Consider the following 18,789-nt stretch of genomic DNA (forward strand, 5'->3'; position numbering starts at 1 on the left):
GGTTAAAGGGCTCACTCGTATTTTTAGGTCAAATATAACCTTGGATTATGTGTCTATTTATGTGTGTAGGGTGCATTTTTATGTAGGGTTTTGGCTCTAAACAGCCTAGATTGATATTCTGTATGAATTATTTTTGTGGTTTTTTATAATTTTTTACAAAAACATTTCTGTTTTTCGACATCGAAGGAAGTTTGTCATGTTTTGGTTTCAAACACTTGAAGCTGATGTGGATTCAAGATAAATATGACGCTGAAATTATTGCAGTAGTAGAAAAGTCTAGCTCTTGAGGCGCAGGGAGTGTGCTTCAACAGTTTTAGTTACTACGAGATAAATATGCACCATTTTGGGCGGAAAATATCCTCTTTCACTCCGTTTGAACTGGACAGTAGACAAGGAGCAAGTTGTATATGCTGTCGTACTTTTTACGCCGTTTGGCGTTGGTTATCCCAACGTTTCTCGGGATAACTATTCTCATCTTTGCTATCACTCGTTTCGTGCCTGGCGGACCTGTTGAACGCATGTTGTCACAAATGCAGTCTCAGGGGGACGGCGCCGCATCAATGACGTCTGCGGGTGGTAATACGGCCCTTTCTGACGATCAAATCGCGGAGCTGAATGCGTTTTATGGCCTGGATAAACCTGTAACGGAAGCGTACGTCGAGTGGTTAAGTCGTTTGGTAATGCTAGATCTTGGCGAGTCGACGCGTTACTACGAGCCTGTCTCGGATATGATCGCAGAGCGTTTGCCAGTGTCGTTGTTTTATGGCGGCATGACCTTCTTTATTAGTTATTTTATCTCGATTCCTCTTGGTTACTATAAGGCGCTCAAGCACGGTTCTGTGTTTGATTCCGCCTCTTCAGTACTCATTTTCGTAGGCTACGCGCTACCAGGTTATGTGGTGGGTGTATTGCTGATCACGTTATTTAGTTATCACTTGGAATGGTTTCCGATGGGAGGCTTTGTCGGCGATGACTTCGACGATTACGAAACCTTCTTTGAACGCGCTAAAGACATTATGTGGCATGCGGTGTTGCCTTTGATCTGTTACCTCATTGGTGATTTTGCCACGCTGACGATGACAATGAAAAATAACCTGATGGAAAACCTTTCCTCAGATTACATCCGCACCGCAATTGCGAAAGGATTACCTTTCAAAAAAGCAGTTCGTAAGCACGCGTTGCGTAACAGCTTAATTCCGATCGCGAGTCACTTTGGTAACTCTTTGTTGTTCTTCATGACCGGTGCCTTCCTGATTGAAGTTATCTTCAATATTGATGGCATTGGCTTATTGGGTTACGAATCAATCATGGAGCGTGATTACCCTGTTGTTATGGGTATTGTCGCCATTAATGCGTTGTTACTGCTCATTGGTAACATCATTTCAGATATTTGTGTTGCTTTAGTCGACCCACGTGTGAAGTTTGGAGCGTAACATGATTAAAGTTAGTCCATTAACTCAAAAGAAAATTCGTCACTTTAAAGAGATCAAACGAGGCTATTGGTCGTTTGTTGCTCTTTCTATCATGTTGATCCTTTCTCTATTCGCCGAACTTTTGATCAACAGTAAAGCGCTAGTCGTCAAGTACGATGGTAGCTACTATTTTCCTGTTGTCAGTGACGTACGTTTAGGTAGCGAATTCGGCCAAGAGTCATCCAGTGAAGCCGATTATCGTGTACTGCAAAAAGCGTTTGAGGCTGAAGGGGGCGACAACTTTGTTATTTTGCCGCTTGTGCCGTGGAACCCATACGAACAAGATTTTAGTGGTGATTTCCCGCCAACAGCGCCTAGTGCCGAAAATAAGCATTATTTAGGTACAGATGTGATAGGTCGCGATATTTTGGCGCGACTCGTCTACGGATTCAGAACGGCGATGGGATTTGCGTTGCTTACGATGGCCATTTCCTACGCGATCGGTACTGCAGTCGGTTGTGCTATGGGTTTTTGGGGCGGTAAATTTGACTTGTTTGTACAGCGACTTATCGAAATCTGGTCAATGGTCCCGTTTTTGTACGTCATTATGATTCTTGTCTCAATCGTTCAGCCGACGTTCGCTCTCTTTGTCGCTATTAACGTGCTTTTCACTTGGATGGGGATGACATGGTACATGCGGACCATGACCTATAAAGAAGCGGCACGAGAATATGTAATGGCGGCTCGTGCTTTAGGGGCATCGACCGGACGTATCTTGTTTAATCACATCTTGCCAAATACGATGGTGATGATTGTAACCCTAGCGCCTTTCACTATTGCAGCTAACATCACAGCACTGACTGCTCTCGATTACCTAGGATTAGGCTTGATGCCACCAACGCCAAGTTGGGGTGAACTACTGCAACAAGGTAAGTCAAACTTAGATTCGCCATGGATTGTTGCGTCAGTAGTGACTTCTATTGTTCTGGTTCTGGTAATGGTGACCTTTATTGGTGAAGCCATTCGAGCGGCTTTCGACCCGAAAAAATTCACACGCTATGTTTAAGCGAGCATTGTGAGCAAAACATAAAAAGGGAAGTTTTATGAAGAAATTATTTTTAGCGTCCACGCTGAGCGCCCTGAGTTTTGGTGCAATGTCAGCAACGCTTCCGACTGACTTAAACTGGCAAACAAACTGGGATGAGCCTCAATATGGTTCGCCAGAAGCGAAACGTGGAGGGACTTATCGCACCTTTATGTCAAGTTTCCCACAGACGTTACGTAGTGTTGGTCCAGACGCTAATGCAGGGCTACGTTCTTTTATCTTAGATGAAACACCAGGCTTGGTGGTCCGCCACCCAGATACTTTAGAGTTCATACCTGAGCTTGCTAACGAGTGGGCGTTAGCAGGTGACAACAAAACGGTCTATTTCAAACTCAACCCTGAAGCCAAATGGTCGGACGGCAAACCTGTGACTGCCGACGATTTCGTGTTCATGCTGAAGTTTTATCGTTCCAAAGACATCTTGGAGCCTTGGTACAACGATTACTACAACAAAACGATTGCGGATGTTATCAAGTACGACACTCACACGTTTGCTGTTAAGGCGGCGAAAGAGTTTAATCCGGAAGAGTTGCTGTTACGAATGGGGGCCCTGCGCCCACGTCCCGCACATTTTTATGCTAACCCTTCAAAAGATGAAAATGGTGACGGTATACATGACAACTTTGTCCGCTACTACAATTTTAAAAGTGAACCAACGACCAGTGCATACTACCTAGATGACATTAAAAAAGGTAAAAGTGTGACCTTCAAACATGTCGGTGAAGACTGGTGGGGTTACAGCAATAAGTATTATCAACATCGTTATAATGTCGACAAAATCCGCATCACAGTGATTCGCGACAGTGATATCGCGATGAAGCACTTTGAGAAAGGGAAGCTGGACGCATTTGGTCTTGTTTTACCAAGCTTATGGCATGATAAATCGAATACGGAACCTTACCAAAAGGGATACATTCAAAAGTTCTGGGGTTACAACCAATTCCCAGTTGGGGCTGGTGGTGTATGGATGAACACCGCGATGCCTTTGCTGGATGATTTAAACATTCGCAAGGGCATTACTTACGCGATTGACTTTGATGGCATGATAGAGAATGTCATGCGTGGCGACTACTCCCGTAAACCAAACCCGACCGGTTATGGCCATGGTAAATACACCCTACCAGATGCTAAGGCACCGAAGTTTGATCCCGCAAAAGCGGCCGAGGCATTCGAAGCCGCAGGCTTTAACAAAATTGGTTCTGATGGTATTCGTGTTAATGATAAAGGTGAGCGCTTAAGCTTCGAGCTGACCTACGGAACACCTGTTCATACTCCTCGTATTGCATTTTTGCGTGAGCAAGCCAAGCTAGCAGGGCTGGATATTGAGCTCAAGTTAGTTGATGGCTCATCCATGTTCAAATACGTACGTGAGAAAAAGCACGATTTGGCTTTCTTAGATATGGGTACGTCTGAGATCCCAACGTATTGGGAGTACTTCCATTCAGTCAATGCGAACAAGCCGCAAACTAACTCTTTCACAAACTACAGCACGCCTGAACTGGATGAAAAGATCATCGAGTATCGTTTTGGCATGGATATGGATAAAAAGATCCAGCTAGGTCATGAGATTCAGCGTGACATCATTGATGCTCACGTTATCGTCCCAGGCTACATGGTTCCTTATGTCCGCTATGGTCACTGGCGCTGGTTAAAGTTTCCAGATAAGCCAATGAATCGCATGACAGAGGCGCTGTTCAGTGGTGCAATCATAGGCGATGGCACTTACTGGATTGATAGTGATATCAAAAAAGAAACGAAACAAGCGATGAAGTCAGGCAAAGCTTTTGAACCTGTTGTTGTCGTAGATGACACTTATAAGCTGTAAGGATTGGTTATGGAAAACGATGTAATCCTAAGTGTTAAAGATCTCGAAGTTGAATTTACCACCGATGATGGGCCAGTGAAGGTTCTGCATGGTGTGAACTTTGATGTGAGAGCTGGACGTACACTCGGTCTGGTAGGAGAGTCAGGTAGTGGTAAGAGCGTAACCTCAATGTCGATCATGGGGCTATTACCTAAGCCATATGGCAACATTATCAAAGGTGAAGTGAATTATCGCGGCACCAACCTAGTTGATTTGCCTGCGGAAGAGATGTACGCCATGCGTGGCGATCGCATTTCGATCATCTTCCAAGACCCGATGACGGCGCTCAACCCAGTGCACACCATTGGTCGTCAAATATGTGAAGTGCTTGAGCTCCATCGACCTGAGCTCGACAAAAAGGAGCGGGAGGCGTACTCGATTGAAATGCTGGCAAAAGTAAAAATTCCAATGCCAGAGAAGCGATTGAATGAGTATCCCCATAACCTATCTGGTGGTATGCGCCAGCGTGTCATGATCGCGATGGCATTGGCCTGTAAGCCGGATATTCTGATTTGTGATGAACCGACTACAGCGTTGGATGTTACGGTTCAGGCGTCTATCCTTGAACTGATGAACGATCTTCAGGAAGAAACGGGCATGGCGATGATATTCATCACTCACGATCTCGGGGTTGTGGCAGAAGTGTGTGATGATGTTGCCGTGATGTATGGCGGGCGTATTGTCGAAAAAGCAGAAATTTTTGAGTTGTTTGATAACCCACAGCACCCATATACAGAGCGTTTGATGGGGCTGATGCCGAGCTTAGATAATGAGCCAAAGCAGATGATCGATATCAAGCCTATTGATGCCAGTATGTTTGCCAGTTAACTGAGCAAAGTGAACCAGTCATAAAAGAGGATGTTATGGCAAAAGAAGTATTAAGAATTGAAAATCTTAAGCAGCACTTTGTTTCTGGTAAAGGGCTGTTCAAGAAAGGCTACACCATCAAAGCGGTAGACGGAGTTTCACTGTCTGTTTCTGAAGGTGAAACACTGGGGCTAGTTGGTGAGTCAGGTTGTGGTAAAAGCACCCTTGGTCGCACGATCTTAAAGTTATACGAGCCAACGGAAGGTAAGATTTTCTTTGAAGGTAAAGACATCACAAAATTGTCTGTGAAAGAGATGCGCTCGCTGCGTAAAGACATGCAAATCGTCTTTCAAGACCCAATGGAGTCACTCAATCAGCGTCATACCATCGGTATGATTCTGGAAGAACCGTTTGTTATTCATAAAATTGGCACGCCAACAGAGCGTAAACAATGGGTAAAAGAGCTTTTAATCAAAGTGGGATTACCAGAAACGGCAGTAAACCGTTATCCACATGAATTTTCAGGCGGACAACGGCAGCGTATCGGTATCGCTCGCGCGATTGCATTGAAGCCTAAACTGCTGATTTGTGATGAATCGGTATCTGCGTTAGATGTGTCGGTACAGGCGCAAATCTTGAACCTATTGCTACAACTGCAACAAGAAATGAACTTGGCGATCATATTTATCTCTCACGATCTCTCTGTGGTGAAACATGTCTCTGACAAAGTTGCCGTGATGTATTTTGGTAAAGTGGTAGAAGCAGGCAGCGCTAAAGAAATTTATGCAAACCCGCAAAACGAATACACCAAAAAACTCCTATCTGCGATTCCGATCACTCACCCTAAATATCGGAAGAAAAAGCGCGTAGCTGAAAAAAAGCAGCAAGTGGCGTAAGTGATGCCACAGGTCCTATAACACAAAAGCGCTCCGCCAAATAAGCGGAGCGTTTTTATAAGCAAATGCCAGGACTTGGAGTCGATTCGCACTGATGTTTATTCTGATTGATTGAAGATCGTTGCATGCTAAACTCAAGGCCTATTTTCTTTGTTTGGATAATGGACCATGCCGTCGAATTTACCGAAATCCTTTAGTCGACCTTTCCTGAAAATCTTCCATATTTTGGAGGCGGTGTTATTAGTCTCTATTACCTTGGCGACGTTGTACGCCATGATGCAAGAGTTTGTGCACGTATTTGTAGAGAAGCGTGTCTTACTCACGGATATTCTTTTGATGTTTATCTATCTGGAAGTGCTCGCCATGGTGCAGCAGTTCGTGATGAACGGTAAAATTCCGGTACGCTATCCTATCTACATCGCGATGATGGCGATCGCCCGCTACATCACACTCGGAATGAAAGAACTGGATGCGGTTTTGGTTGTGTGGTTATCTCTGGCTGCGTTTATTTTGGCTGCGGCTACTTTGCTGATCAGAATTGGACACCATTATTGGCCCTACGTTGATAACAGTACCTTGGAAAAAGACGAATAAAAGAAAGCCCCGTATTAGCGGGGCTTTTTTGTTTCAATACTCGATGACTTTTAGATCATTCAATGTTTTGGATCTGCTCACGCATCTGTTCAATTAGAACTTTCAGTTCAACGCCCGATGCGGTGATGTCGGTGCTGATGGATTTCGACGCTAGCGTGTTTGATTCACGGTTGAACTCTTGCATCATGAAGTCCAGACGACGACCGACTGCGCCACCTTTTTTCAGAATGTTTGTGGTTTCTTTTACGTGAGAGTCCAAGCGATCGAGCTCTTCAGCAACATCCGATTTTTGCGCTAGCAAAATCAACTCTTGCTCGATACGAGATGGATCCAGTTCCACTTTAGCGTCTTCGAACTTCGAGAATAGTCGCTCACGTTGCCATTCTAAAATTTCTGGCATGCGGGCACGCACTTTTACGACTTCTGCAGAGATGGCGTCTAAACGCTGTTCAATCAGCGCTTTCATGTTCTCGCCTTCACGAGCGCGCGCTTCAATAAATTCATCCATTGCGCCATCAAACGCTTCTAGTAGCACTTTATTTACTGCATCCATGTCTTGCTCTGGCGTTTCCATTACCCCCGGCCATTGCATGACTTGAAATGGATTGATTCGGCTCAGTTCACCAGTCATGTGCATGACTTGTTCAGCGGCTTTAATTACCTGGCTAGCAAGCGCTTCATTGATGCTAAGCTCACCTTTTGCGGCAGGGTTTGCTTCAAAACGCAGATTACATTCTACTTTGCCTCGCGCTAAGCGCTTACGAAAGCGCTCACGTAAAACGGGCTCTAACCCGCGAAATTGTTCTGGCATGCGGAAGTATGTTTCTAAATAACGCTGGTTCACGCTGCGGATTTCCCATACCGCAGAACCCCAATCGCCTTTTACTTCTTTGCGTGCATACGCTGTCATACTGTAAATCATCGAATTTTCCTGTCTTCATTTTTTGAAAATTACTTCAAGAGTGTATCACGCTGCGTCGATAGGTGCGCGGGATGTATGGATTGTTTATGTTGTGCCAGCGGCGTAACCTATGAATCCGGAATCGATTCCGTTATAATCTTCGCCCAACCAAATCGTCTTCTCCTCATATTTAAGGTAGATGCCCATGCGTCCAAACGATCGCAAGGCGGATCAAGTTCGCCCTATCAAAATTACTCGTAACTACACAGCTTACGCTGAAGGGTCAGTGCTAGTTGAGTTCGGTAACACCAAAGTGTTGTGTAATGCGACCGTCGAAGAATCTGTGCCACGTTGGCTAAAAGGTCAAGGTAAAGGCTGGGTTACAGCTGAATACGGCATGCTACCTCGAGCAACACATTCGCGTACTCGTCGTGAAGCGGCAAGTGGCAAACAAGGCGGCCGTACGATGGAAATTCAGCGTCTTATCGCGCGAAGCCTACGCGCTGTTGTCGACCTAAAAGCCATGGGTGAGTTCATGATCACCGTTGACTGTGACGTTATCCAAGCTGACGGTGGTACGCGTACTGCATCCATCAGCGGCGCAAGTGTTGCAATGGCCGATGCATTCCAACACCTAGTAGATAGCGGCAAGCTAAAAGCAAACCCAATGAAAGGCCACGTAGCGGCAGTTTCAGTTGGTTTGCTAGGTGATGATGTTCTGTGTGACCTTGAATACGTTGAAGATTCAGCGGCAGACACAGACATGAACGTGGTAATGACAGAAGAAGGCAAGATGATTGAAATTCAGGGCACCGCAGAAGGTGAACCGTTCAGTCACGAGCAGCTGATGGCTCTGCTAGAGTCGGCGAAAGTCGGCATTACGGAAATTGTCGCAGCGCAGAAGGCGGCGTTAGCCAATTGATTTAGATAGCTCCCATTATGGGGGCTATTTTTTTATCTCGACAATAGAGAAATGAATGATTGTCGAGAAGAGACACAAGAAACCAAGGACATAGAGAGAAAATAATGAAAGCATACCAGCGTGAATTTATTGAGTTTGCACTTGAGAAAGAAGTTCTTAAGTTTGGTGAGTTTACTTTGAAATCTGGCCGTAAAAGCCCGTACTTCTTTAACGCTGGTCTTTTCAATACTGGTCGTGACCTAGCGCGTCTTGGTCGTTTTTACGCAGCCGCGCTCGCTGATTCTGGCATTGAGTTTGATGTACTGTTTGGCCCGGCGTACAAAGGTATCCCAATCGCGACGACAACAGCAGTCGCGCTGGCGGATCACCACGATATCGACACGCCTTACTGCTTCAACCGTAAAGAAGCGAAAGATCACGGCGAAGGCGGTAACCTTGTAGGCTCTGCGCTTGAAGGTCGAATCATGCTAGTGGATGACGTAATCACAGCAGGTACTGCGATTCGTGAATCGATGGAAATCATCAAGGCGAATGGTGCAGACCTTGCTGGTGTGTTGGTTGCGATTGACCGCCAAGAAAAAGGCAAAGGTGAATTGTCTGCGATCCAAGAAGTGGAGCGTGACTTTGGTTGTGCAATCATCTCGATCGTTAGCCTGACTGACCTTGTGACTTTCCTTGAAGAGAAAGGCACAGACAAAGAGCATCTAGAAGCAGTCAAAGCATACCGCGCAGAATACGGCATTTAATTGGTTACTTTTTCTGAAAAAGTAAAAAGGGCAGATGGATATTCATCTGCCCTTTTTTGTTTTTGGATTCATCGCCTTGACCACTTACTTATAGCGAATGCCTTTCTCGACATGCTCATCTTGCATGGTTTTATAGCGTTTATGGAGCCACATCCATTGCTCTGGAGCGCGTAGAATGACTTCTTCCACATACTTGTTCATATAAGCGGCAGCGGCGACTTCGTCTTTTTGTGGATAATCGGCTTCAATGCACTTATCGGCGATGATGTCGTATTTCCCTTCGTCATTGCGAAACCCTGAGCCTGGGATGATCGCACATTTTGAGGTATACGCCAGAATGCTCGTGCCTGTTGTCGTACACGCATTGTCTACGGCAAAGAAGGGCACAAATACTGATTTTTTGCGACCGTAATCGTGATCCGGTAAATAGAACAGACGCTCACCGCTGCGTAAAACACGAATCATCTTTTTTACATCTTTACGATCAATCAGTTTATTGCCGTTATGTGTCCGTCCCCAATACTGGATAAAGTTATAAGCAGGATTATTATGTGGACGAAACGCGCCGTACCCGGCCACGCCTAACACGGCGAAAGCACGCGCAGTGATCTCTAGATTTAGAGCATGGACACAACAAAGTAGGACGCCTTTACCTTCTTTGGCTTTTTCACGCAGTGCGCCGAGATCTTTCTCGACGATCAGGTTTTTAAAGCGCCAAGTCGGCCAGAACCAAGTGATTCCGGTTTCTATCAGTGCCATACCAGTATTTTTGAAGTTCTCTTCAACAATATGTTGAATCTCTTCAGGTGTTTTGTCTGGAAAGGCCAATTCTAAGTTACGCTGAGCAACGTGGACACGCTTTTTACCGTAGCGCATGCCAAGTTTACCGAGTGAACGACCTAATGAAAGCAGCAGCCGATAAGGAAGAATATTGACGAGGATGGCCAACAGACCAAAACCAAGCCATACGCCCCAGTTACGAGGGTGAAGAAGTGAAAGAGAAAACTCGGGCTGCGTGTATTTGTCTTTACTCATAGTCTTTTACTTTATTTGTGCACTCAAAAGCGCCCAGTACTCGTCAAAGTTTGCAGTCGGCTGGTATTTAAAGTCGCTACGCACAAAGCGGTTTAGGCTCCCCTCAACTTGTCCCAGAATTTGCGCGGCTAGGATGCGCTCTTCGACAGGGAAAGACTTCCCTTCACGAATCTTACGTTCACGCAGGATTTGGCGCAATTGTGTTTCTATACGCTCAAAGAGTTGATTGATGCGTTCACGTAGACGTTCATTTTCAAACATTAGAGCATGACCCGACAAAATGCGTGTCAGACCTGGGTTACGTTCAGAGAACGCCAAAATAAGGTGCATCACCATACGAATACGCTCTAGTGTATCTTTTTCGTCGTCTAGAATACGGTTGATACGTGTCATCAAGGCTTCTTCAATGAACTCAATCAACCCTTCGAACATGCGCGCTTTACTTGGGAAATGACGATACAGCGCGGCTTCTGAAACGCCGACTTGCTTGGCCAGTTTTGCCGTAGTAATGCGTGAAGCGCCATCTGTTGATTCAAGCATTTCTGCCAATGCTTGTAAGATCTCTTCACGACGGTTGGATTTTTTACTGCCGGCCATTAGTTACTTCCTTTCAAAATAAAAGTTGAGCGGAGGGGATTATAAGACGCTATTTCGCCTCAAACTAGACCACTAAGGGTGGAATGGGAGATTTAACACCCTTAGTTGTCATTTTTGTACCAAATTTATGCCAGCTTTTGTAAAAAATTGGCAGGGTTTTCAAACGTTAGTTACATCAATTGATGCATTTTTTCGAGAATTTTAAAGCTCAATGCTTCTTTTGATTCTAAAGCGAGCGCAAGTTCACCTTCAGGCCAGTAAAGGGTAATTGCGTTGTCGTTGCTGTTAAATCCTTGCCCTGCAACCGAAACGTCGTTTGCACAGATCATATCGAGGTTTTTCTTTGTTAACTTGCCTCGAGCATAGGTCTCTACATCATTGGTTTCAGCCGCAAAACCGACGGTAAACGGACGCTTCTCCGTCATTGCTGCCACAGATGCAACAATATCAGGATTTTTAACCATATTAATGACCATTTCGTCGTTGTCTTCTGTCTTTTTCAACTTTTGAGACGCGATCGTTTGTGGGCGGTAGTCGGCAACGGCAGCGCAGCTAATAAAGGCATCATGCTGGTTTGCATGTGTCATAACGGCTTCGTGCATCTCTTGTGCACTGGAAACATTTATGCGCTCAACACCTACGGGCGTATTTAAACTGACAGGACCGCTCACGAGGGTGACTTTTGCTCCCATCTGCGCTGCGGCGCTCGCCAATGCATAGCCCATTTTCCCGGAGCTATGGTTTGTAATGTAACGCACTGGATCAATCGCTTCGCGAGTTGGTCCGGCGGTAATGAGTATCGACTTACCTTCTAGCAATTTTGGTTGAAAGAACTGTTCACATAGATGTACTAGCTGCATTGGTTCCAGCATTCGACCTGGTCCTACATCACCACAGGCTTGCTCTCCTGCCGCAGGGCCCCAGATGTGCATACCACGACGCGCTAACGTAGCGATGTTCTCTTGGGTTGCGATATTGCGATACATCTGTTGATTCATCGCAGGAGAAACAGCAACAGGGGAATCCGTCGCGAGCACGAGCGTGGTAAGTAAATCGTTCCCCATGCCTGCGGACATGCGCGCGATTAAGTCCGCGGTCGCTGGCGCTAATAGCACTAAATCTGCCCATTTGGCCAATTCAATATGGCCCATAGAGGCTTCCGCTGCTGGGTCTAGTAAACTGTCCGAGACAGGACGGCCCGAAACGGCTTGCATGGTTAAAGGGGTAATGAACTCTTTTGCGGCTTTCGTCATTACAACTTGAACTTGCGCTCCTCTCTCTATGAGGCGACGGGTTAGCTCCGCACATTTATACGCGGCAATACCGCCACTGATGCCGAGTAGAATTTTCTTTCCTGCTAGTGTTTGCATGTAAGATCTCCAATTTGATGACCGGATTTTAACACAATTCAAAGTCTGACCGCCCGAGCATATATAACGAGAAGATAATTCACATCAAACTCCAGAGTATTAATCTGACCGAGGAAGGGAAAATTCTCGCCTACCTCACAGACAAGTTGCGCGGAGTTTGCAAGTCTGAAAAGAAAAAGAGGTAGTGGAAACCATGGTGTTGAAAAGTCGAAACAAATTGCTGCTGATAACCCTAATTCCGCTGTTGTTGATCACTACGTTGATCTCAGTGGTGTATTACATCAACAGCAGTAAAAGTTTGGAAGCGGAGCTAGCAAGAGACAGGCAAGAGCTCATCGAAACGAAAAAGAAAGAGTTACAAGCCTACATGATGATGGGCGTTACGGCGATAAAACCGTTATACGACGCGGATGTAAATGGAAGTAATAAAGAGGCAGCAAAAGAAATTCTGAAAGCCATGCGCTTTGAAAGCGATGGTTACTTTTTTGCCTACGACTCTCAAGGTGTGAATACGTTGCACGCCATCAAACCTGCATTAGAGGGTAAAAACCTTTACGACTTAAAAGATGAAAATGGGGTCGCAGTTATTGCGGGCTTGATTGACGCTTCTCAAAAAGGGGATGGGTTCCTCTATTTCTCGTGGCACAAACCGACCATTGACGCACAAGCGCCTAAGTTGGGCTATGCAGAATATCTATCGAAATGGGACTGGGTTTTAGGTACTGGCGTTTATATTGATGACATCGACCAGCAAGTTGCGATGCACAGAGAGTTAAAGACTCAAGAGCTAAAAGAGCATACGTTATCTGCCGTGTTGATTTCCGTTATTGGATTGATCATTACCAGTGTTCTCACCAGTATCGTGGTGTCTAAAGGCATTCAGCCATTACAACATGTCGCGGCTTCATTAAAAGATGTTGCCGCAGGCGGCGGTGACTTAACGGCTCGTTTAAAAGTCGAAAGTCAGGATGAAGTCGGTGAAGTGGCGGCCGCGTTTAATGAGTTTATGGATAAGCTGCACCCACTGATGCAGGACATTCATCGCTCTGCGACGACAGTACAGACCGTTTCTCAAAGCCTGAACACTCAGACCAGCCAAGCGAGCGGTCAAATGCAGGATCACTGTTTAGAGACGGACAAAGTCGTGACGGCAGTGACGCAAATGAGCATGACTGCCAAAGAAGTAGCCAGCAATACCAATGCGACCGCGCAGGCAATTGACGATGCCAACAGTCAAGTCACCGCCGCTCAGCATGAGGTCGAGCAAGCAATAGAAGGCATTACCGAACTCGTGACGGAGATAGACAGCACGTCAGATGCAATTTCTGAGTTGAGTTTACAGACCGAAAAAATAACCAAAGTGCTGGATGTGATTGGCGAGATAGCCGAGCAAACGAATTTGTTGGCCCTAAATGCGGCGATTGAAGCGGCTAGAGCCGGTGAGCAAGGTCGAGGGTTTGCCGTCGTTGCGGATGAAGTGCGCTCGTTAGCCAGTCGTACGCAAAATAGTACTCATGAAATTGGCGACATGCTCAAGCAGCTACAAAATGGTGTATCAAGAGCGGTCAGTACGATGTCGGTGAGCCAAAAACGAGGTGTCAAAACGGCGGAAGAATCTGCGCTCATTCAGCAATCTCTTTCTGGTGTTCATCATTCTATCGGAACAATTCGAGATATGGGTATTCAAACCGCGTCTGCCGCAGAAGAACAAAGTGCGGTTGCAGAAGACATCAACCAAAACTTAGTGGCTATTCAACAGATCGTGAACAACATTAATGAGACGTTGCAGCATGCCGAGTCAATCAGCACGCAGCTATCACAGTCTGGAACGGAAATTCACGGCTTGGTTGGCAACTTTAAACTCTGATGAACTGTTAAGTTGCATGGAAAGCACTGATGGTACGAAGAAAGCGAAAGTCATACTCGACTTTCGCTTTTTGTTTTGTGGAATAGGGACACTTTCCATATAAAGAGACATCAGATGATACTGAAAGCTTTGCCAAATGAGTCCATGCCCAGAGAGAAGCTACTGCAACGAGGGCCGCAAGCTTTGACCGATGCCGAACTGCTGGCCATCTTCTTGCGCACAGGCACCCGCGGAATGAACGTGATTGAGCTTGCAGACTTCCTTATTCAAGACTTTGGTTCGCTCAGACAACTATTTTCAGCATCAGAAGAAGAGTTTTGTCGTCACAAAGGATTAGGGCAAGCCAAGTATGTTCAGTTGCAAGCGGTACTAGAAATGACACAACGTTACTTGGCGGAGACGCTAAAGCGTGGTGATGCCTTAACCAGCCCCGACCAAACTAAGTTATATCTGTCTTCTATTTTAAGGGATCGGCAAAGAGAGGCTTTTTATATTCTTTTTCTCGATAACCAGCACCGAGTGATAAAAGATGAAATTTTATTTGAAGGAACGTTGGATGCAGCGTCGGTGTATCCGAGAGAAGTCGTCAAGCGTGCTCTGCATCATAACGCGGCGGCTTTGATTTTGGCGCACAATCATCCTTCAGGGGTTGCTGAGCCGAGCCAAGCTGACAGAAGGATTACAAGGCGTCTCACCGACGCATTAGCATTGGTGGATATTCGTATTTTGGACCATTTCGTCATCGGAGATGGGGAAAGTGTCTCTTTTGCTGAAAGAGGCTGGATATAACTGTGCGTTTTTTAGGTTGTTAGTTGCTAAAAATCTGCTATCATCCACGCCACTAAATTTTTAACTGAATTCAGCTTGGACTGCTAAAAAAATCTGCTGTCTAAAAAAAGATCACGAAAACCTGTAAAAAGGATCTGTTCGGGTCTTGAGCAATGCATATCAAGTTAGTATAATGCGCGACCTTTGATAGCCTTGTATGGATTTTCCATAGCGGTTCTTAACCTCTAACTTCTTTTCGAGAGATAGAGAGGTTCGGCCACCAAGGTTGATATCGAGCTGAAACGATTTTGGAGAAGACATTCATGTCACGAGTATGCCAAGTAACTGGTAAGCGTCCAGTAACGGGTAACAACCGTTCACACGCACGAAATGCTACTAAGCGTCGTTTTCTGCCGAACCTACAAACTCATCGTTTCTGGGTAGAGAGCGAAAAACGTTTTGTTAAACTACGTCTATCTGCTAAAGGTATGCGCATCATCGACAAGAAAGGTATTGATACTGTTCTTGCAGACATGCGTGCACGTGGCGAAAACGTTTAAGAGGAAATAAGCAATGGCAAAGAAAGGCGTTCGTGAGAAAATCCGTCTAGTATCTTCTGCAGGTACAGGCCACTTCTACACAACTGATAAGAACAAGCGTAACATGCCAGGCAAATTTGAGATCAAAAAGTTTGATCCAGTAGTTCGCCAGCACGTTATGTACAAAGAAGCAAAAATCAAATAATTGGTTTCAGTCTCTTTGATGAATTGAAAAACCCAACTTTCGAGTTGGGTTTTTTATTACCTGAATAAAAGTGCTGAAGAAAAGGTTCAGTACGTCATCGGATTATAAAGTACTGCTGAAGTTATTTTACTGGTCCGACTCTATACTCGAATTTTTTGATTGATCGCTCTCTGCCGCTTAGTTACCACTTCCCTACACACTTGCACACCGTTGTTCTAGTCAAGCTCAATACTCTTTGGTAGTTTACTCATAACTATAAGAGAGTAGAGATGGTTATGCGTGTGAGTCCGGCTCGTCGCCGCCGATGGAACAATATTCTTATTCTGGGCATTATCGCGTTTATAGTGATCTTAAATGCGCCGATGTGGATCAAAACTTACCTATTAACAGACCAAGCAGACCCCTACCCAAATGTACTTCGCTCCGACTATACAGTGGAGTCTTTGTACTATAGTGGCTGGGAATTCGAACTGCATGATGGACGGTGGCAATCCAACATCAAAGTCGATGCACCGATCAGTGAACTTGTATCACGCTGGCAATCATTGGAAGGGACCGAGCTTACCTCGGAACAGTTCGATCATTTAAAACCTAACCTGACGGTACCTGAAACGGTAGAAGTCTGGTATCAGGATCTCGAAGAGCCGCAGCGGGTGACTTTCTTTCGTTTACCTGATTTCTGGCTATTTAAAACCTGGCAAGACAAATGGGTCGCTATCTCCGTCGATGAAAACTACCTTATGCCAGAGTAGAGCCTTTTTGCGTCTATACCCCTAATAAGCTTCTCTATTTATCGTTTTTCTTTTCGATTATGCTAGCAGCGAGAACTATTAGCCGGTGAATTGGAGAATCTAATGCCTGAGTTGCCAGAAGTAGAAGTCAGTCGTATGGGGATTAGCCCCCACATGGTTGGACAAACGATCCAGTCGTTTACTTTTCGAACGCCTAAATTGCGCTGGGATATTCCTATAGAGCTTAAAAAATTGGAAGGGCAGGTGATCCGTGCGATTAGCCGTCGTGCGAAATACTTACTGATCGAGACAAACACGGGTACAGCCATTGTTCACTTGGGCATGTCGGGATCTTTACGTGTTCTAGATGCCGACTTTCCGCCAGCAAAGCACGATCATGTGGATCTCAAACTAAGCAGTGGAAAAATACTGCGTTATAACGATCCGCGTCGTTTTGGGGCATGGCTGTGGTGTGCTCCTGGCGAGTCACATGCTGTACTAGCAAACATGGGGCCTGAGCCTTTAACTGAAGAGTTCAATGCGGAATATGTAGCGGAGAAAGCTAAAAATAAGCGTGTCGCCGTCAAGCAGTTCATCATGGACAACAAAGTCGTAGTTGGTGTCGGGAACATCTACGCGAATGAGTCGTTGTTTAAATCTCGAATTCACCCTTCAAGGCCCGCAGGTAAGCTGACTTCTCAAGAGTGGGGGTTACTTGTTGAAAATATCAAAATGACACTTGAGATTGCCATTACGCAAGGTGGGACTACGCTGAAAGACTTTGCGCAAGCCGATGGAAAGCCGGGTTACTTCGCACAAGAGTTATTAGTTTACGGAAAAGCCGGAGAGCCATGCCCAGCATGCGGCGAACGACTTCAAGAGCTAAAAATAGGGCAGCGTAATACCTTCTTTTGTAGTGAGTGTCAGAAGTAAGACGAGCTAATATCGAGCTTAAGTTGTTGTAATCTTGCGCTAGAGCCTCAATAATTCAATCAGTTTCGAATAACTTAGTAAATTATATGAAAGTCATTTATCCGGGCACTTTTGATCCAGTGACTAATGGTCACCTCAATCTAATAGAACGTACTCACGAAATGTTTGATGAGGTTGTGATTGGCGTAGCCGCAAGCCCATCGAAGAACACCATGTTTTCATTGGAAGAGCGCGTTGCACTGATGCAGGACGTTGTAGCGCATTTACCTGGTGTGACGGTAAAGGGGTTCTCTGGGTTATTAGTGGATTTCGCGAGAGATGAGCAAGCTAAGGTTCTTATTCGTGGTTTGCGAACAACGGTAGACTTTGAATACGAGTTTGGACTGACCAACATGTACCGAAAGCTATTACCAGGTATCGAAAGTGTATTTTTGACACCTGAAGAAGAGTTTGCATTTCTATCGTCGACTATCGTGAGAGAAGTGGCCATTCATGGCGGAAGTATCGATCAGTTCGTTCCCAAGCCAGTAGCCATCGCGATTGGGGAAAAACTGAATGAAAGACAGTAAATTCCCTTATTATTTCTCAAACGCTCTCTCGATACTTATCCCTCGTTTTGTATATCGAGCACAAGCAAAGCGTTTACTTTCGAATTTAACTGAAGCCGAGAAGCAACTCTGCCTTGAGCGGGTGAACTATTACAACAAGTGTGAAACGCCGTTTTCAGTCGATAGCCGAGAACAAAGTTACGCGACTGTCGATACATTCAAAAAAACGAAAGGTTGGACGTATTTTTTCGATCTTCGCCAAGTTGTACGCTATTTCCCTTCCAGTTTTGCGTTTAACTACATCAACGGTGATGTTACACACATTCCCAATGTACCGAGCTTTATAAAAAGCCGCCCTATTTTTGGTAGCAACCAAAATTCAGTGGTATTGAAACTCAACCAAGTTCGTCATTTTAAATTTGTTGATGATCCTGTTCGCTATCAAGATAAAAAGGACATGGTCGCTTGGCGTGGTGTGGGTTTTCAGCCTCATCGTCAAAAGGTGATTCATGCGTTCTACAACCATCCGCAATGCAACATTGGCCAGACCCGCCCGGTAGAAGGGCAGCCTTGGGAAAAAGGCTTTATGAGCATTGAGGAGCAACTTCAATACAAGTTCTTGTTGTGTATAGAAGGCAATGATGTGGCCACCAACCTTAAGTGGGCTATGTCGTCTAACTCCTTGGTTATTATGTCAAAGCCAAAATATGAGACTTGGTTTATGGAAGGTAAGTTAGAGGCTGGTGTCCACTATGTTGAAGTGAAGGATGACTATTCGGATTTGCCCGAAAAGATGGACTATTATCTAGCGAATGAGCAAGAAGCATTAGCGATCATTGAAAATGCGCACCAGTGGGTTGAGCTGTTCAAAGATAAACGTAAAGAGCGTTTGATCTCATTGATGGTTGCCGATAAGTACTTCGCTTTATCTCAGCAACAATAAAAAAGG

The 18,789-nt window shown here is 45.3% G+C and carries 20 protein-coding genes; 16 read left to right on the forward strand and 4 right to left on the reverse strand.

Annotated elements, in window-relative coordinates; translation table 11 throughout:
* Nucleotides 1-407: 407 nt before the first annotated feature.
* The 6 genes from R7Q41_RS09410 to R7Q41_RS09435 all read left to right on the forward strand — a co-directional run bounded on the left by R7Q41_RS09410 (nucleotide 408) and on the right by R7Q41_RS09435 (nucleotide 6,678).
* Nucleotides 408-1,433 carry an ABC transporter permease subunit gene (locus R7Q41_RS09410; RefSeq protein ID WP_005384771.1) on the forward strand — a complete coding sequence of 342 codons (1,026 nt, stop codon included), beginning with the start codon at nucleotides 408-410 and terminating at the stop codon, nucleotides 1,431-1,433.
* A gap of 1 nt (nucleotide 1,434) precedes the next feature.
* Nucleotides 1,435-2,478: an ABC transporter permease gene (locus R7Q41_RS09415; protein ID WP_005379369.1), complete on the forward strand. Its 1,044-nt coding sequence runs from the start codon at nucleotides 1,435-1,437 to the stop codon at nucleotides 2,476-2,478.
* Nucleotides 2,479-2,515: 37 nt separating this feature from the next.
* Entirely contained in the window at nucleotides 2,516-4,342 is a 1,827-nt protein-coding gene (locus tag R7Q41_RS09420) for an extracellular solute-binding protein (RefSeq protein WP_017634997.1), read from the forward strand.
* 9 nt (nucleotides 4,343-4,351) lie between these two features.
* Entirely contained in the window at nucleotides 4,352-5,209 is an 858-nt protein-coding gene (locus R7Q41_RS09425) for an ABC transporter ATP-binding protein (RefSeq protein WP_132936683.1), read from the forward strand.
* Nucleotides 5,210-5,244: 35 nt separating this feature from the next.
* Complete coding sequence (locus R7Q41_RS09430; protein ID WP_005379372.1) at nucleotides 5,245-6,084, forward strand: ABC transporter ATP-binding protein; 840 nt, start codon at nucleotides 5,245-5,247, stop codon at nucleotides 6,082-6,084.
* A 168-nt stretch (nucleotides 6,085-6,252) separates the two neighbouring features.
* Nucleotides 6,253-6,678 (forward strand): phosphate-starvation-inducible protein PsiE, encoded by a 426-nt coding sequence (locus R7Q41_RS09435; RefSeq protein ID WP_025768316.1) that lies wholly within the window; start codon nucleotides 6,253-6,255, stop codon nucleotides 6,676-6,678.
* A gap of 55 nt (nucleotides 6,679-6,733) precedes the next feature.
* On the opposite strand, the gene R7Q41_RS09440 is transcribed toward R7Q41_RS09435, so the two are convergent.
* On the reverse strand, nucleotides 6,734-7,600 hold the full coding sequence (locus tag R7Q41_RS09440) for a YicC/YloC family endoribonuclease (protein WP_005395766.1): 867 nt from the start codon (nucleotides 7,598-7,600) through the stop codon (nucleotides 6,734-6,736).
* Nucleotides 7,601-7,784: 184 nt separating this feature from the next.
* On the opposite strand from R7Q41_RS09440, the gene rph reads away from it, so the two are divergent.
* Together rph and pyrE are read left to right on the forward strand one after the other, a co-directional pair.
* Complete coding sequence (gene rph / locus R7Q41_RS09445; protein WP_017634994.1) at nucleotides 7,785-8,501, forward strand: ribonuclease PH; 717 nt, start codon at nucleotides 7,785-7,787, stop codon at nucleotides 8,499-8,501.
* A 104-nt stretch (nucleotides 8,502-8,605) separates the two neighbouring features.
* A complete protein-coding gene (gene pyrE / locus R7Q41_RS09450; RefSeq protein WP_017634993.1) occupies nucleotides 8,606-9,247 on the forward strand; it encodes an orotate phosphoribosyltransferase in 642 nt (213 codons plus the stop codon).
* An 84-nt stretch (nucleotides 9,248-9,331) separates the two neighbouring features.
* On the opposite strand, the gene R7Q41_RS09455 is transcribed toward pyrE, so the two are convergent.
* The 3 genes from R7Q41_RS09455 to coaBC all read right to left on the reverse strand — a co-directional run bounded on the left by R7Q41_RS09455 (nucleotide 9,332) and on the right by coaBC (nucleotide 12,249).
* Nucleotides 9,332-10,282, reverse strand: coding sequence for a Kdo(2)-lipid IV(A) acyltransferase (locus tag R7Q41_RS09455; RefSeq protein WP_017634992.1), 951 nt, complete (start codon nucleotides 10,280-10,282; stop codon nucleotides 9,332-9,334).
* Between the two features lie 6 nt (nucleotides 10,283-10,288).
* The gene (slmA, locus tag R7Q41_RS09460; RefSeq protein ID WP_005379386.1) at nucleotides 10,289-10,879 is read right to left on the reverse strand and encodes a nucleoid occlusion factor SlmA; all 591 of its coding nucleotides are present in this window, start codon (nucleotides 10,877-10,879) and stop codon (nucleotides 10,289-10,291) included.
* A 170-nt stretch (nucleotides 10,880-11,049) separates the two neighbouring features.
* Nucleotides 11,050-12,249, reverse strand: a complete 1,200-nt coding sequence (gene coaBC, locus R7Q41_RS09465) for a bifunctional phosphopantothenoylcysteine decarboxylase/phosphopantothenate--cysteine ligase CoaBC (protein WP_017820705.1) — start codon at nucleotides 12,247-12,249, stop codon at nucleotides 11,050-11,052.
* Between the two features lie 193 nt (nucleotides 12,250-12,442).
* On the opposite strand from coaBC, the gene R7Q41_RS09470 reads away from it, so the two are divergent.
* The 8 genes from R7Q41_RS09470 (at nucleotide 12,443) to R7Q41_RS09505 (ending at nucleotide 18,783) form a co-directional block, all read left to right on the forward strand.
* Nucleotides 12,443-14,116, forward strand: a complete 1,674-nt coding sequence (locus R7Q41_RS09470; protein WP_017820706.1) for a methyl-accepting chemotaxis protein — start codon at nucleotides 12,443-12,445, stop codon at nucleotides 14,114-14,116.
* A 114-nt stretch (nucleotides 14,117-14,230) separates the two neighbouring features.
* On the forward strand, nucleotides 14,231-14,905 hold the full coding sequence (gene radC, locus R7Q41_RS09475; RefSeq protein WP_025768320.1) for a RadC family protein: 675 nt from the start codon (nucleotides 14,231-14,233) through the stop codon (nucleotides 14,903-14,905).
* Nucleotides 14,906-15,207: 302 nt separating this feature from the next.
* Entirely contained in the window at nucleotides 15,208-15,444 is a 237-nt protein-coding gene (gene rpmB, locus R7Q41_RS09480; RefSeq protein WP_005384783.1) for a 50S ribosomal protein L28, read from the forward strand.
* Between the two features lie 13 nt (nucleotides 15,445-15,457).
* On the forward strand, nucleotides 15,458-15,628 hold the full coding sequence (rpmG, locus tag R7Q41_RS09485; protein WP_004410866.1) for a 50S ribosomal protein L33: 171 nt from the start codon (nucleotides 15,458-15,460) through the stop codon (nucleotides 15,626-15,628).
* 275 nt (nucleotides 15,629-15,903) lie between these two features.
* Nucleotides 15,904-16,380 carry a hypothetical protein gene (locus R7Q41_RS09490; RefSeq protein ID WP_258645189.1) on the forward strand — a complete coding sequence of 159 codons (477 nt, stop codon included), beginning with the start codon at nucleotides 15,904-15,906 and terminating at the stop codon, nucleotides 16,378-16,380.
* A 102-nt stretch (nucleotides 16,381-16,482) separates the two neighbouring features.
* Nucleotides 16,483-17,292, forward strand: a complete 810-nt coding sequence (mutM, locus tag R7Q41_RS09495) for a bifunctional DNA-formamidopyrimidine glycosylase/DNA-(apurinic or apyrimidinic site) lyase (protein WP_182033361.1) — start codon at nucleotides 16,483-16,485, stop codon at nucleotides 17,290-17,292.
* 86 nt (nucleotides 17,293-17,378) lie between these two features.
* A complete protein-coding gene (coaD, locus tag R7Q41_RS09500; protein WP_005395788.1) occupies nucleotides 17,379-17,861 on the forward strand; it encodes a pantetheine-phosphate adenylyltransferase in 483 nt (160 codons plus the stop codon).
* Entirely contained in the window at nucleotides 17,848-18,783 is a 936-nt protein-coding gene (locus tag R7Q41_RS09505) for a glycosyl transferase family 90 (protein WP_222132988.1), read from the forward strand. Before coaD ends, R7Q41_RS09505 begins: the two co-directional genes overlap by 14 nt.
* The last annotated feature ends 6 nt before the right edge of the window (nucleotides 18,784-18,789 follow it).

It is taken from the genome of Vibrio sp. 2096, from assembly GCF_033339595.1.
In the GTDB taxonomy this organism is placed as follows: Bacteria; Pseudomonadota; Gammaproteobacteria; order Enterobacterales; family Vibrionaceae; genus Vibrio; species Vibrio alginolyticus.

Bases quoted from the DNA above. Each gene is read 5' to 3' on its own strand.
- slmA (WP_005379386.1), bottom strand. From the start codon at position 10,879: ATGGCCGGCAGTAAAAAATCCAACCGTCGTGAAGAGATCTTACAAGCA.
- pyrE (WP_017634993.1), top strand. From the start codon at position 8,606: ATGAAAGCATACCAGCGTGAATTTATTGAGTTTGCACTTGAGAAAGAA.
- R7Q41_RS09415 (WP_005379369.1), top strand. From the start codon at position 1,435: ATGATTAAAGTTAGTCCATTAACTCAAAAGAAAATTCGTCACTTTAAA.
- R7Q41_RS09490 (WP_258645189.1), top strand. From the start codon at position 15,904: ATGCGTGTGAGTCCGGCTCGTCGCCGCCGATGGAACAATATTCTTATT.
- coaBC (WP_017820705.1), bottom strand. From the start codon at position 12,249: ATGCAAACACTAGCAGGAAAGAAAATTCTACTCGGCATCAGTGGCGGT.
- R7Q41_RS09440 (WP_005395766.1), bottom strand. From the start codon at position 7,600: ATGATTTACAGTATGACAGCGTATGCACGCAAAGAAGTAAAAGGCGAT.
- R7Q41_RS09420 (WP_017634997.1), top strand. From the start codon at position 2,516: ATGAAGAAATTATTTTTAGCGTCCACGCTGAGCGCCCTGAGTTTTGGT.
- radC (WP_025768320.1), top strand. From the start codon at position 14,231: ATGATACTGAAAGCTTTGCCAAATGAGTCCATGCCCAGAGAGAAGCTA.
- rpmB (WP_005384783.1), top strand. From the start codon at position 15,208: ATGTCACGAGTATGCCAAGTAACTGGTAAGCGTCCAGTAACGGGTAAC.
- R7Q41_RS09505 (WP_222132988.1), top strand. From the start codon at position 17,848: ATGAAAGACAGTAAATTCCCTTATTATTTCTCAAACGCTCTCTCGATA.
- R7Q41_RS09425 (WP_132936683.1), top strand. From the start codon at position 4,352: ATGGAAAACGATGTAATCCTAAGTGTTAAAGATCTCGAAGTTGAATTT.
- coaD (WP_005395788.1), top strand. From the start codon at position 17,379: ATGAAAGTCATTTATCCGGGCACTTTTGATCCAGTGACTAATGGTCAC.
- R7Q41_RS09435 (WP_025768316.1), top strand. From the start codon at position 6,253: ATGCCGTCGAATTTACCGAAATCCTTTAGTCGACCTTTCCTGAAAATC.
- rph (WP_017634994.1), top strand. From the start codon at position 7,785: ATGCGTCCAAACGATCGCAAGGCGGATCAAGTTCGCCCTATCAAAATT.
- R7Q41_RS09430 (WP_005379372.1), top strand. From the start codon at position 5,245: ATGGCAAAAGAAGTATTAAGAATTGAAAATCTTAAGCAGCACTTTGTT.
- R7Q41_RS09455 (WP_017634992.1), bottom strand. From the start codon at position 10,282: ATGAGTAAAGACAAATACACGCAGCCCGAGTTTTCTCTTTCACTTCTT.
- rpmG (WP_004410866.1), top strand. From the start codon at position 15,458: ATGGCAAAGAAAGGCGTTCGTGAGAAAATCCGTCTAGTATCTTCTGCA.
- R7Q41_RS09470 (WP_017820706.1), top strand. From the start codon at position 12,443: ATGGTGTTGAAAAGTCGAAACAAATTGCTGCTGATAACCCTAATTCCG.
- mutM (WP_182033361.1), top strand. From the start codon at position 16,483: ATGCCTGAGTTGCCAGAAGTAGAAGTCAGTCGTATGGGGATTAGCCCC.
- R7Q41_RS09410 (WP_005384771.1), top strand. From the start codon at position 408: ATGCTGTCGTACTTTTTACGCCGTTTGGCGTTGGTTATCCCAACGTTT.